Below are 14990 nucleotides of genomic sequence, written 5' to 3'. Positions count from 1 at the left end.
CTGAACCCATATCCAACCAGTGATATTACTGGAGGAGTAGGTGATGAAGATACCGACATTACGGGCAATATTGGTGGTAAAGATAGCGGAAACACATCTGATCCGAGTAAGGATGTTATTTATGAAGTAACAGAACAACCGAAGCACGGAACTGTAGAAGTAAATCCAGATGGTAGTTATACGTATAAACCGAACCCAGATTACAACGGTGAGGACAAGTTTACAGTAACGATAACGGATAAGGATGGAGCAACAACAGTTGTAGAAATTCCTGTAACTATCGATCCAGTAAATGATGATCCGACAGCGGTTGATGATGTAGCAATCGCACAAGAAGGCCAACCGTTTACTTCGACTGAATCTGTATTGAAAAATGACACAGATAAAGATTGGGCATTACAGCCGGAAGGTGAAAAAGACCAATTAACTGTGACTACTGGGGCTGTTACGACAACTGGAGGTGGCACAATTACCTTTAATCCAGATGGTAGCTATACTTACACACCTGCAGAAGGTTTTAGTGGTACAGATACAGTTAAATATGAAATTTCAGATGGTCAAGGTGGTACAGCGACAGGTACATTGACAATAAAAGTTAATCCAAAACCAATTGCTGAAAATGATGAACTTGTTGTTAAAGATTTAAGTTCGACAGGTAATATCTTAAGCAATGACAGTGATAAAGATGAAAATGGTGCAGATAAGAAATCTGAACTTAAGATTATTATTAACGGTCAAGAGGTGCCAGTAGGCGAAAATGGTTATACATTTACGACTGCACAAGGCGGTACGGTTACTGTTAAAGCAGATGGTTCATATATCTATACACGCCCAAATACAGATAAAGCGAAACAATGGACATCTGACAGCTTTACTTACCAAGTAAAGGATGGCTCAGGTCTATTATCAGATTCTGCGACAGTAGATATTAAACTGAACCCATATCCAACCAGTGATATTACTGGAGGAGTAGGTGATGAAGATACCGACATTACGGGCAATATTGGTGGTAAAGATAGCGGAAACACATCTGATCCGAGTAAGGATGTTATTTATGAAGTAACAGAACAACCGAAGCACGGAACTGTAGAAGTAAATCCAGATGGTAGTTATACGTATAAACCGAACCCAGATTACAACGGTGAGGACAAGTTTACAGTAACGATAACGGATAAGGATGGAGCAACAACAGTTGTAGAAATTCCTGTAACTATAAATCCAGTCGACGATCCACTCGAAGCAGACTTAGATCAACCCTTGATTACAGACTCTGGTAAATCCGTTACAAGTTTCATTGCGGTGAAAGATGTTGATGGTGATGATTTAACATTTAAATTCAATACAGCTGGCTCAAAACATATCATTACTGAAGGTGGCGCTATTCAAACAGTGGCATTGAAAGATGATGCTGGTCAAGATATTGGCACATTAATCTTAGATACAAAAACGGGCGTGTATACCTTCACACCAGATGCCAATTACAAAGGTGATGGCTTCAATGGTAAAGTGCAAGACTTCTTTAATGTGACCGTTTCAGATGGTGTAAATACAGCTAATGATCTCATTGTTAAAGTTGATATTTGGGTAAATGATAAACCAGTCTTTGTTGAAGGTTCTGAAATTATCTTAAATACATTTGATGAAGATACATACGATAAAGACTCTCCGCTGACAGGTAAAGTAACAGGTAAAGATGAAGATAACTTCGCGACTGAGTTGACTTATTCTGTAAGTAAGCAACCTACACAAGGTCGTGTTGAAGTTGATCCAAAAACGGGTGAATATAAATTCTATCCAAATGACAATGCAAATGGCGCTTATGAATTCACGATTAAAGTGAGTGACCCACGAGGTTTATCTTCTGAGATCGTGATCAAAGGTGAAATTACACCTGTAGATGATCCATTAACTGCTGAAGCTGATCAGCCAATTGCAATTCAGGAAAATGAAACCCAAACAGGCAAGATTGAAGTTATGGACGTTGATGGTGATACATTAACGTACACTGTAAAAGGCTTGACACCTGTGACTGGTGAAGACAATACATTCACAACGCCTAAAGGCGGTAAAGTGACTGTTGATCCTAATACAGGCGACTACACTTATACGCCACCTAAGGACTATTATGGTGATGATGACTCATTCACTGTAAGTGTAAGTGATGGACATGGTAGTACTGTTGATGTAACAGTTAAAGTCGATATTAATGAAGCACCAACGTTGACGGCAGAAGATACTGTAACCAATGCCAATACTTCTGTTACAGGTACTTATACAGGTGCAGACAGAGATGGAGATACCTTAAACTATTCTGTTTCAGAGCCACCGAAGAATGGTACTGTTGTGTTAAATACAGACGGTACTTATACCTACACACCAAATGAAGGCTTCGACGGGCCAGATAATTTTGTGATTACTGTGAGTGATGGTAAAGGTGGAACCACGACTACAGAAGTAAATGTGAAAGTGAATGCCTTACCTGAGGTTGAGCTTGCAGTCGGTTTTGATGAATTACATGTCACAGAAGATAAGCCATTAACCATCAAAATTGATGATTTAATTAAAATTTCTGACAAAGAGACAAACGCTGAAGATATTTTAATTGATATTGCGAACCAACCATCTAATGGTACTGTTCGTTACGATGAAGCGTCAAAATCATTTATTTACACCCCGAATAAAGATTATTTTGGGAAAGATAATTTTGTTATCCGTGTCAAAGATGAGCATGGCGGTATTGTCGAAGTCATCATTCCTGTAGAAGTTGCACCAGTCAATGATGCACCGATTGGAGAGGATGATGAGCGTAATACCACTGAAGGCCAAGCCGTTTATGGTGAGGTAGTTGCCACTGATGTAGACAGTAATAAATTCACATTCAAACCTGCTGATGTTAAAAATATCACAGAAAATGATGGTCGTTATATTACGGTTACAACAGATAAAGGTGTATTAAAACTTGATACGTTGACAGGTAAATACTCGTACAAGCCTAAAGCAGGGGCGCATGGTGAAGATGTGATCCAAATCATTGTTACAGATGATGAGGGTGCAAACTCACTCCCAGATACGTTAAATATTACGATTAATATTGATTACTTATTAACAGCATCTGCGGAAGCGAAAACCACTAAAGAAAATGTGGCTATAGACGGAACTGTTGATGGTCGCCAGTTAGACGATATTTCTTATAACTATACTGAAAAAACTGGCCCTGCTCATGGTTCAATTGTTTTAGATCCTTTGACAGGTAAATATACGTATACACCAGATGCTGATTTTTATGGTCAAGATAGCTTTGTTGTTACGGTCACAGATCGAGATAATCCAGGTAAAACAATTGATGTTGTGGTCAATATCACTGTTACGGCTGCGGGTGTAACAGGTGGTGAAGACATCAAAGATGGAACAGAAATTCCAGATGATTCACCTGTAGATCCAGATAAAAAGCCAACTTATGAGCTTGATCCAAATAATCCAGGGCAAGGTACGGTTGTCGTAGATCCTGATACTGGTGATTACACATATACACCAAAACCAGGTGCAGAAGATCAAGGTGATGATTTCACAATTATTGTGAAAGATACGGATGGTAATGAAAGTAAAATTGATATTACTATTGCGCCAACTGTAAAAGATGAAACTGAAGAAGATACAGCGATTACAGATGGTCAGATTGATTTCAATGGTGGTACGTTCAGCTCTGTAACAAACCCATCATACGGTAAAGTGACAGTTGATGCTGATGGTAAATATCAGTACACACCGAATGAGAACTTCAATGGTAAAGATAGTTTCTATGTCACAGTAAAAAATGCTGATGGCTCGATCACTAAAATTCCAGTGCTCATTGATGTTACACCTGTAAATGATGCACCAGATGTAGTGAATGAAACAATCGAAACCAATACGGATGTGATGGTTTCAGGCCAACTTAAAGCAACTGATGTGGATGGTGATAAGTTAACTTATAGTTTCAATGATCCGTCAAAAGGTGGTGTATTAGAAACTGAGTTTACAACTGAAAACGGCGGTAAATTGGTGATTGATTCTGTAACAGGTCAATATACTTATACACCACCTACAATGGATACCGAGTCAACATCTGTGACTGTGTATGTGAATGATGGCCAAGGTGGCGTCACACCGTTAGTGATTGATATTCATGTCACTGGTGTGCCAGATGCAGTAGCTGAGTTGATTACTGTTGATGAGGATAATTCGATACTTGATATTTCGACTTATATCAAACTCAATGGTGCGATTGCGGATGACTTTGTTATCAAGACTCAACCGAAGAACGGTACATTGACGCAAGTTGATGGCAAATGGGTATATACACCAAATGCGAACTATTTTGGTAAAGACAACTTTATCGTTGAAGTGAGCGATGGTAAAGGTGGCACGATTAAAGTGATGGTGCCTGTAGAAGTTAACTCTATAAATGATTTACCAGTTGGTCATGATTCTTCTATTACAGTACTTGAAGATCGTAGTTATAAAGGCAATGTCACAGCGTCTGATGTGGACAGTAACCGTTTAACCTTTAGTGCTGGAACAGCGCCTAAGCACGGTACAGTCACTGTAAATGCTGATGGTACTTATGTTTATAAGCCAAGTGAGAATTATAGTGGTGCTGACGAATTTACCATTACAGTGACAGATGAGCAGGATGGTTCTTCTTCTATCAAAGTGACCGTAAATGTCCTTGAGGTGAATGATGCACCAGAAGTTGAAGTCATTAAAAATGTTGAAGCAGTTGAAGAAGCATCTATTAGCTTTAAGTTAAGTGATCACTTGAAAGTTACGGATATTGATACACCATTAGAACAACTGATTTATAGCGTGAGTGCTGGGCATGGCGTTGTCTCAATTGATAAGAATGGTAACATTACGTATACAGGCAATAAAGACTACTTCGGTGTAGATAAAATTACAGTCACCATCAATGATGGTCAGGGTGGAATTACCAAAGTTGATTTACCTGTTCATGTTGAAAACGTGAATGATGTACCAACAGCAACACAACCAGTGATTAATAACACTGTTATGCAATCTGGTTCTGTGACGGGTTCATTGGGTGTAACTGATGTGGATGGTGATATATTAAATTACCCATCAACTGTCACATCGAAAAATGGTTTGACAGTTAAAATTGATAAAGATGGTAACTATAATTACGAGCCTGGAACGAGCTATAAATATCAATCAGATAGTTTTGTCGTGACAGTAAATGATGGTCATGGTGGCTCAGTCGAGGTAACTGTTAATATGGCGATTGAACCTAAGCCACTTGAACAATCTACTGCAAAAATGAGTACATTTATGACAGATGATTTGGTAGATGACATTTTAATCAATGATCAGTTAATGAAAACTAAGTCTGTACAAACCAGTGATATCATTTTTAATGTATTAAATGACGACAACCTTGGTGGTCATCTCACAACAACTGAAAATGATTTTATTGTTGGTTCAGCGCAGAAAATTAACTTATCACATCTTCTTGATTCGACAGCAACTACATTGAACATTCACGATTATTTAGATGTTCAATATGATGAAAGCACTCAAACTGCAACACTAACGATTGATCGTGATGGACAAGGTACGCATTATCAAACTGAAAATTTATTGTTATTAACTCAGCAAAACACTAAGTTTGATTTAGATGAGCTACTTAAAAATAATCAAATTATTTTTTAATGATTTGATTTAAAATTTACACAGTAAAAAAGCTCCTTCGGGAGCTTTTTTGTAGTCAAAATTAATGTGAATATTCTACATAAATATTCACAAGCTCTTTATTTTAGCTTATAAGAAGCAATAGAAATGAGTTATGCAAAATCACTTTAGATAATCTACTGCTTGAGTTCTTTTAAAATTGGACAACTATTTTCTGAAGTGGTTTTACATTCATCAACCCAAGTGCTTAACCGAGATTTTAAGGCATTTAATTCATGAATACGTTGATCTATTTTTTCTAAGCGTTGTTCAATTACATGACGAACTTGCTCACGATCATTCAGTTGCAAATTGAGCAACTCTTGTACTTCGCTCAGTTGTAAGCCTGCATCCTTGGCTTTTTGAATAAAGCTTAATGTTTCAATATCTTGTTCATTATAATAACGATAACTGGTATGACTTTCTGGGATACGCATTAAACCAATCCGTTGGTAATAACGAATCGTTTCAACATTCACATGACACTGTTTTGCCAATTTTCCAATCGTGATCATAAAAACCTCATAAAAAACTTGACACTGTACCTGGGTACGGACTTTATTCTAACACAATCAAAAAAGAAAATAGGTGAATTGGATGAATGAGCAACATAAGTCTTCCTGCTGTTCAGGGCAAGATTCAACAATTGAAGTGGTTAAGCTAGATCCTGTTTGTGGTATGACCGTGGCTGAAGATTCATCACATTCTTTTGAATATGATGGGAAAAAATATCTATTCTGTTGTGATGGTTGTAAGCAAAAATTTGCACAAAATCCAGAACATTATTTACAGAATAAAGAAGTATCTAAAAAGGGATGTGGCTGTGGTAGTAAAGCCATATATGAAAATCGAACGCAGATTAAAGCAGAAGAAAAAGCATCTTCTTGCTGTGGTAGCAAAGAGAAACAACCTGAAGTTAAAAGTTCTAGCTGTTGTGGAAGTGAGCATTCACATATCACGGAAGATTCTATCCTTGTTGCACAAACAGTGATTGATCCAGTTTGTGGTATGCAGGTAAAAACCGATTCTAAACATCGCAGTATTTATAAAGGAAAAGAATATTATTTTTGTTCAGAAAGTTGCGTGAATAAATTTAATGCTGAACCTGAAAAATATTTGCAAATTGAGCCACAAACATCGTCATGTTGTGGTTCAAAACCTGAGGTGAAAGCTGAAGTTAAAAAGTCATCTTGCTGTGGTTCGGATCATAAAGACCATCCACATGTGCATCATCATTCCATGCCTATGGATGCTGATACTGCTATAGATCCTGTATGTGGTATGTCGGTCAAAACTAGTACGAATTTAAAAACAGATTATCAAGGTCAAACTTATTATTTTTGCAATCCATCTTGTGTGGATAAATTTAAAAATGACCCTGAACCCTATCTGATTCCAATGGATCAACGTGTTGCGCCCGAAGGTATGGATGATGTGCTGTTCACTTGCCCAATGGATCCTGAAATTGTACAGAAAGGACCGGGAACATGCCCAATTTGTGGCATGGCTTTAGAGCCGATGCAACCGAGTTTGGATGAAGGTCCAAATCCTGAATTGGTTGATTTTACCAATCGTTTTTGGAAAACACTGCCATTCACACTCATCGTTTTTGTTTTAGCCATGGGTTCACATATTCATGCCTTTATTCCACAACATATTCAACCATGGATTGAGTTGGTTTTATCTTTACCTGTGGTGCTGTGGGCAGGGTGGCCATTCTTAGAGCGCTGTTGGATTTCTTACAAAACTTGGCATTTAAATATGTGGAGTTTAATTGGTGTCGGAATTTTAGCTGCATTTATTTACAGTGTGATTGCTACGATTTTTCCATCTCTCATTCCAATGGAAGCGAAAACAGGACATGGCGTCGCTGTTTATTTTGAAGCCGCTTGTATGATCGTCACGCTCAGTTTACTTGGGCAAATGATGGAGTTGAAAGCACGTTCAAAAACAGCAGATTCATTGCGATCATTATTGAAATTACAGCCGAGTACAGCCAAACGGATTGAAAATGGTCAAGCTGTGGAAGTTGAAATTAGTCAGATCAAACAAGGCGATATATTACAAATTTCATCAGGTGAACAAATTCCATTAGATGGTGTTGTTATTGATGGAAAAACCTATGTTGATGAATCAATGATGACAGGTGAGCCTGCGCCTGTGAAAAAGGAAAAAGATGATCAAGTCATTGGTGGTACAGTCAACCAACAAGGCAGTATTCGAATAGAAACGACGGCTGTTGGTACACAAACCACACTGGCAAAAATGATTCAAACTGTGGCGGATGCACAACGTTCAAAAGCACCATTGCAAAGAATGGCAGATGTGGTTGCTAAATATTTTGTGATGATTGTACTTGCGATTAGTGTGCTTACTTTTGCTGCTTGGATGTTCTTCGGTCAAGGAAATTTTGACCTCGCATTAATGTGTGCAGTTGCTGTTTTAATTATTGCTTGCCCATGTGCTTTGGGTTTAGCAACGCCGATGTCTGTGATGGCAACCACAGGGCGTGCTGCACAAAAAGGCGTATTATTTAAAAATGCTGAAGCCATTGAAGCTTTAAGTAAAGTGAATGTGGTGATTGTTGATAAAACAGGAACATTGACTGAAGGTAAACCTAGCCTAAAAGAAATTAAAGTACTGTCTAGCAATATCAATCAAACACAAGCTGAGCTTTGGATTGCATCTTTAGAGCAATATTCAACTCATCCAATTGCGCAAACTTTGACGAAGCTTGTACCGAGAGCGCAATTATTACAGATTCAAGATTTTGAAGATGTGACGGGATTTGGCGTAAAAGGTTTACTTGATGGTCAGATGGTTTATGTCGGCAGTCAAAAGTTATTGAGTAATATTGGTATTCATATTGATTCAGCTTTAGAGCAACATTTAAGCCAATTGCGTGAAGAAAGTAATGCATCACTCAGCTTTCTCGCAAATGACCAAGAAGTATTGGCATATATTGCTATTCACGATGCCATTAAATCCAATGCTAAACAATTGATTAATCAGCTACATGCTGATGGGATCGAAGTGATTATGGCAACTGGTGATCATGAGCAAAATGCGAAAATTGTGGCGAAAGAATTAGGCATTCAACATGTTTATGGCAATTGTGATCCAACTGAAAAGTTAAATATTGTGAAGCAATATCAAGCTCAAGGTAAATTCGTTGCCATGGCAGGTGATGGTATTAATGATGCACCTGCACTCGCTCAAGCCGATGTGGGTATTGCCATGGGCAATGGAACCGATATTGCGAAACAAACAGCTCAAGTGACGTTGGTGAAAGGTGATATTCGTGGTGTGGCGGATGCTTTACATTTAGCAAAAGCAGGTGTGAAAAACATGAAGCAAAATCTCGCATTTTCATTTTTATATAATGGCTTAGGTGTTCCTATTGCTGCGGGTATTTTCTTTCCATTTACAGGATGGTTACTCACACCGATGGTCGCAGCCATTGCCATGTCATTAAGTTCATTATCGGTCGTGTTAAATGCACTACGTTTAAGTAAATCTTAAATTTTTATTGGTTAGATAAATAGGCTACTTTCAAGTAGCCTATTTATCTTTTAAGTCTTTGATAAAAATAAATGTACATTATGCAAAGCATCAATGGCTTAAGTTAAAAAATTAAACAGCCAAATCAGCTAAAATTTAAAGGAATCAACTCAAAGCTATCTTTTCTGACAAAAGTTGGATTTTAATAAGTCAATTTATTGTGTCTAAAAAATGAGTAATGTAGTACTAAGTTCACGTGAGTGATACATAGGAATAATTGGATTATCCTTTGGATAAGATTGTGGGATTAAATAATCAGGGAATAATAATGTTAAATATTAAAAAAAATGAACCACATAAACAGGTAAAACGAGGCTTTCAATCATCTTTACTTGTGATTTCAATGTTAGGAATGATGGGTTTAGCACAGATGACACAGGCTGCACCTGTAGCACCAAAACTTGATTTAACCTTATCAGAACATTCTAAAAAGAAAATTAGGACGTTGATGGATGATCCTAAAATTTGGCAACAGATTCCAAAAGTGGTGACTCTATGTGTTTATTCACCAGATGGTGCAAGTGGTGAAGCATTTGAGCAAGCAACTACTTATATCAGTGAATTACCACGAATTGCACAAGTAGCCAAAGAATTTGGCGTGGACATGAAAATTACTCGTCCATCCAAATTACAAATGAATATTGATTTGAATTATCCGAAACTTAAAAAATCAGCTTCAACAACACTGAATTTGCGTGTGTATACCGATGAACGTGTGCTGACTGAAGACTTCCGTAGTAAAAAATGTGATGGTGCAGGCATTAGTAACCTACGTGCTCGTCAATTTAACTCATTCGTCGGAAGTATTGATGCGATTGGCGCACTGCAAAACTATAAACAACTTTCAGCTGTTATCCAACTACTTACTCGTCCAGAATTCGATGCCAAAATGGTCAATAATGACTATGAAGTTGTGGGGATTGTGCCATTAGGTGCAGCTTATATTATGGTGACAGATCGTCGAATTGATACTTTAGCCAAAGCAGCAGGTAAGAAAGTTGCGGTGATGAATTTTGATGGTACGCAGAAAAAATTGGTGCAAAATGTGGGTGCCCAACCTGTATCTGTTGATCTACTCAGTGTCGGGGGTAAGTTCAATAATAAAGAAGTGGATATTATGGCAGGTCCCGCTTTACTTTATAAACCGTTGGAACTTTATAAAGGAATGACGGATAAATCAGGTAAAGTTGTAGGTGGAATCATTAAATTCCCACTAATTCAAGTCACAGGAACACTCATCATGCACCGCAATAAATTCCCTGTGGGAATGGGGTCGATTGCACGTGAAATGATTTCTAAACAATTAAGTCCAGCATTCCAATTTGTAGATAAAATGGAAAATGAAATCCCTGATAAATATTGGATGGAAATGCGCGAAGCAGATAAACCTGGTTATATCAAGATTATGCGTGAAGCCCGTATTCAGATGACCAAAGAAGGTTTTTATGATCCTGCAATGATGAAAATTTTGAAAAAAGTTCGTTGTGGTCAAAATCCAAGTAGCTTTGAATGTGCATTGACGGATGAATAAATAGTTGGGTTTAAGCTTTATATTGTGTGGACGTGTATTGATAAAGTACCGTTCATAAAAATGAATTCAATAACTTATTTTAATTTGATAGGGGGTAAGTTTTATAAGTAGGTGATTTAGAAAACTATCTAACTGAATTAACGCAAAAATTAATGTTAGTATTGATTTACTTTGATCAAGTTAATAATTGAAATGATGAAAAAAATATTACCAATTCTAACATTAGCAATTTGTACACAAGGTTTTGCAAGTACAAATGTGCTACCTACCTCGATAGATGTGGTTAAGTTTGTAGAAAAAGTAACAAAGGCTAAACAAGATCCTGATTTTTTAGATTTTGATGTTCAACGTTTTGAAGCGGAGAGTACGGAATATATTCAAGCAACATTTCGTGAGAAATCTTTTGATGGCAAAAGTGCTCAAATCAATAAAGTAGGGGCTGTTGGTTACTTGGTTTCTAGAAATATAAAAACGGGTAATGCTTCATATGCCTATATAGAATATATGTTTGAATGTGAAACACCTACATTTGTCACGATTGAAAAGAATTTTGATACAAATGGAAACTATAAGAGGGCCAGTATTACGTCGCGTTTAATCAGCATTTTTAAGTTTGAAAAAGGAATTAAGCAAAAAGCTTGTTCTATGGTTTTAGATAATATAGCTAAAAAAACGACTTAAAAGATTTTAAGAGTAAAGCATTTAATACTAATTTTTATTGAGTATTGAATACTTTAAGTGCGTTCTATAAAAATTAATCTGATGAAATAGTATTAATTCTCTGCTTTCTAAATTTTTAGGATCGCTAGTCTTATATCCAAATGAGACTAGCTTTTTTTGTTCTAGCACTGTCATTTTAAGCTTAAAAACCCACTGGTTTATATATTTTTTAAAATCAGTGTCTTGTATATTTTTAATTTTGAACTATAAATTCATTTAGCTTATTACTTGTAATCTATTTAATTTTTATTCAGCAAAGTTCAATTTATTTACAGTAAAATATTTGACATAAGATATAAACATATATATGATTATATGTATATCGAGACGCTGTAGTTTCTTTTTTATTCTCTCTCTAGTTTTTAGTCCTCATGCAACCTTTTTGCATGAGGTTTTTTTTGCCTTTCATTTAGAGTTTTTTTGTATAAGAGAAATTTTCTGTAAGATAACCTAAAATTACAAGGAGATCCGTATCATCTAAGTTATACCAATGGTTAAAAAAGAAAATACATATTGGTTGATATAAAAAAGTAATATAAAGCGTGATTCACTAAATTTTATTGTTGAAAAATGTGAAATAAGTCATATAATTCAAATCAAGGGAGCATTAGAACTTCTTTTAAAATAAAATAATAAAAAAACACCAAATGTTGTAATTTAGAATCTTGTTATTTATTCCCCAAATAACAAGATTTTTTTTGTCTAAAATTTCACTCTAAATCGACTAACAAATGATGATTATGAGCAAAATAAAAGACGAATTATTTACATCACTCGTCTTTTATAAAAGGATAGCTTTATCTCTGAACTTAGATTGACGTTATAAGAGAAATTCTAGCAAGATACTGATGATCAGAATGATGATGCATCCTAGAACAAGAATTTTCATTTTATTTGCAAAATAAGTTAAAGCATAGGCAACGACTAAAGCAACCAAGGTTAAAGCACCGATCCAATAGCTCATTCCAATGCTGACATTACTTTGCCAGATACATGCAATTAAGCTAAGAATCAAACATGACCAACCGATTACGAGAGCAATACGTGTCTTCTGCGTATTAAGTTCATAACCAAAAATTTGTTTTTGATGTTTAGACATACTGCTTGCTAGGGCAATAAAGCCTAAGCTACTTAGAGACCAAATGAGTAAAAACCAAATCATGTTTCAATCTCCTTAGCTACCACATTAGAAGTAATTGTTGTTGATTTGCCTTTTTTAGTTGCTAAGCCCTGATGCTTTTTCACTTTATAAAAGGAATAAAGGAATAAAATTGCCAGCAACCATGACATTAAATCAAAAGTTGCAATCATCCATTGATCATTTGCAATACTGTTCCAAATGGCTTGACCACCTGTCATAAAGTTGATGATCGGTAACAGTGCAAAGGCAATAGAAGCAAACATGAGTTGTTCAAGCCATGCCTGTTTATGAACTCTAAAACTTGCATGAATAATACTGAGTAACCATACGATAAAGAAAATACGAATTTCCCAATTCAGACGCATATCCATTTCAGCAGGAATAAAACGGTTCGCATAAAAATATGCTGCACAGGCAATCGGTAAGCCAATAATAGCTGCAATATTGGTGACTTCAACCAAACGATATCCGAAAGATTTATAGCCTTGTTTCTGCTGTTGAGGTGCACGTTTTACACACCATAAAATAAGCCCAGTTGCGACCATAAGGGTGCCAAAGACACCTGAGACAAACAACAACCAGCGTAAAGCCAAATCTACACCACGTGCTTCATGAAGAACAGTCACAACATTATAAATGCCCATTGGAACTGACGTTTGCTGTGAAACATTGTCCTTTCTCTCTATTTGCCCTGTTACGCCATTAAATTTAAAGCTTGGCATAATATTGCGTGTGACTAAACTTTCAGAATAGAGCGCTTTGAGCTCTACTGTGGCTTTATTTGTATTGGGAGCAATAATATTGATGGATGCAATTGGATTGTCTTTCCATTGCGATTGAGCATAGGTCAGCATGGGTGCTAAATCAGTAAGTGGGGCAGCTTGTATCTGCTTCTGATCGCCTTGTCGCTCTCGTCCCTCACCATGTTGATTTTTTTGCCCTTCATGATTTGAACCACGATTTCCTTGGCGTGTAGATTGTTCTCCCTGAGCCTGATTGTCACGACCTTCGGATCGTTGTTTATTTTGCTGAGCCGTTGTCGTTCTTTGATCTTGTAAAAACTCTTGACGACTTTCATACACTTGGTTGATTCCCCAAGGCATGAGAGTAAACATAAGCAATAGTAAGCCGCTAAAAGTGATCATAATATGAAAGGGCAGTGCGAAAACAGCTGTGGCATTATGTGCATCTAACCAAGAACGCTGACCTTTACCTGAGCGAAATGTAAAGAAATCTTTAAAGATTTTTTTATGTGTAATCACACCACTAATAATGGCAACAAGCATTAACATGGTGGCTAAGCCAACAATCCAACGTGCCCAAATACGTGGTAAACCATAAAGTTCGAAGTGAAAGCGATACAAGAAACTACCACCGCGTGTTTCACGTGCTTTAAGTACTGCCCCTGTAGCACTGTCTAATGTAATTCGCTCTCCACCACGTCGCGCATTTAAATCTTCGCCTTGTTTTCGAATATTAATTTCGGTTGTGGTTTGTCTTGAATTGGGGAGTTGAATATTCCAACTCCCAGCATTTGGATAATTTTTTTGAAGATAATTCAACGCAACTTGAGTTTGCTGAACTTGTGACTGACTTGGAATTGATTGATGAAGCTCAGGCTTCATCCACACAGAGATTTCATTTTGAAAAAAACTAAGGGTTCCTGTTAGGAAAATAGCATAAAGTAACCATCCTAGAATTAAACTCGCCCATGTATGTAGCCAAGACATGGACTGACGAGGACCCTCAACTTTACTATCGACTCTCATTCTATTTTCCTAAAACTTGGGAGATCATAAATAAAACAATGCTCGGAATAATGATTCCTAAACTTGCTTTTAATGTTTTATTCACCATAAACACCCAAATAAAGGCGCAACAATGTACTGTAAATGCGAGTAAAGTTGCTGTCATGACTGCACTAGCGCGGTAGTCAGCAAAAACTTGAGCTGTGACAATTGCCACTAATGTAGAGAGTATATATCCGCCAAAAATTGCTAAAATGAAGCGATATAAAATCATCAATCGATAAGTCATGAGCGAAGCCCGTGATTTAATCTTGTTTGATACAGTCGGATTTGAAACTATCGCATCAAGCGTAGGCAGTTCAGTCTGGCTATTCATAGGCGTGGCGTCTAAATAGAGTAAAAGTAAATCAATAATATAAATGATAACAATTATTATTAACTTTTAAAACCTAGCTGATTAAAATTTAAGACTTTATTTTTAGAGTTTTTGCATATAAATGTTTAGGAAAGGGTTTTGACGTTATATTATTTGAAATTTTTAAGAGTTTATTTTTTGTTTTTATAA

At 36.6% G+C, this 14990-nt stretch carries 8 protein-coding genes; 4 read left to right on the top strand and 4 right to left on the bottom strand.

The window, feature by feature from the left end; translation table 11 throughout:
- The coding region (locus tag B9T35_RS14865; protein ID WP_139842042.1) for an Ig-like domain-containing protein at positions 1–5706 on the top strand (5706 nt) is incomplete at its 5' end.
- Positions 5707–5861: 155 nt separating this feature from the next.
- Here B9T35_RS14865 and B9T35_RS14860 read toward each other — a convergent pair.
- Entirely contained in the window at positions 5862–6239 is a 378-nt protein-coding gene (locus tag B9T35_RS14860; RefSeq protein ID WP_086191876.1) for a MerR family transcriptional regulator, read from the bottom strand.
- Between the two features lie 82 nt (positions 6240–6321).
- Here B9T35_RS14860 and B9T35_RS14855 point away from each other — a divergent pair, with 82 nt between their 5' ends.
- The 3 genes from B9T35_RS14855 to B9T35_RS14845 all read left to right on the top strand — a co-directional run bounded on the left by B9T35_RS14855 (position 6322) and on the right by B9T35_RS14845 (position 11497).
- A complete protein-coding gene (locus B9T35_RS14855; RefSeq protein WP_086191875.1) occupies positions 6322–9246 on the top strand; it encodes a heavy metal translocating P-type ATPase in 2925 nt (974 codons plus the stop codon).
- 382 nt (positions 9247–9628) lie between these two features.
- A complete protein-coding gene (locus B9T35_RS14850; protein WP_416202450.1) occupies positions 9629–10816 on the top strand; it encodes a putative solute-binding protein in 1188 nt (395 codons plus the stop codon).
- Between the two features lie 195 nt (positions 10817–11011).
- On the top strand, positions 11012–11497 hold the full coding sequence (locus B9T35_RS14845) for a hypothetical protein (RefSeq protein WP_213033371.1): 486 nt from the start codon (positions 11012–11014) through the stop codon (positions 11495–11497).
- 859 nt (positions 11498–12356) lie between these two features.
- On the opposite strand, the gene B9T35_RS14840 is transcribed toward B9T35_RS14845, so the two are convergent.
- Genes B9T35_RS14840 through B9T35_RS14830 form a run of 3 tightly spaced genes read right to left on the bottom strand, consistent with a single transcriptional unit; the run spans position 12357 to position 14801 of the window.
- Positions 12357–12698 (bottom strand): DUF3325 domain-containing protein, encoded by a 342-nt coding sequence (locus tag B9T35_RS14840; RefSeq protein ID WP_086191873.1) that lies wholly within the window; start codon positions 12696–12698, stop codon positions 12357–12359.
- On the bottom strand, positions 12695–14446 hold the full coding sequence (locus B9T35_RS14835) for a PepSY-associated TM helix domain-containing protein (RefSeq protein ID WP_086191872.1): 1752 nt from the start codon (positions 14444–14446) through the stop codon (positions 12695–12697). The genes B9T35_RS14840 and B9T35_RS14835 overlap by 4 nt, the downstream gene beginning before the upstream one ends.
- Before the next feature lies 1 nt (position 14447).
- On the bottom strand, positions 14448–14801 hold the full coding sequence (locus tag B9T35_RS14830; RefSeq protein ID WP_086191871.1) for a hypothetical protein: 354 nt from the start codon (positions 14799–14801) through the stop codon (positions 14448–14450).
- Positions 14802–14990: the final 189 nt, after the last annotated feature.

Origin of the sequence: Acinetobacter sp. ANC 3832, from assembly GCF_002135415.1 — a bacterium.
Lineage (GTDB): Bacteria > Pseudomonadota > Gammaproteobacteria > Pseudomonadales > Moraxellaceae > Acinetobacter.
The sequence above is the reverse complement of the archived record's forward strand: the minus strand, read 5'-3'. Positions and strand labels throughout refer to the sequence as shown.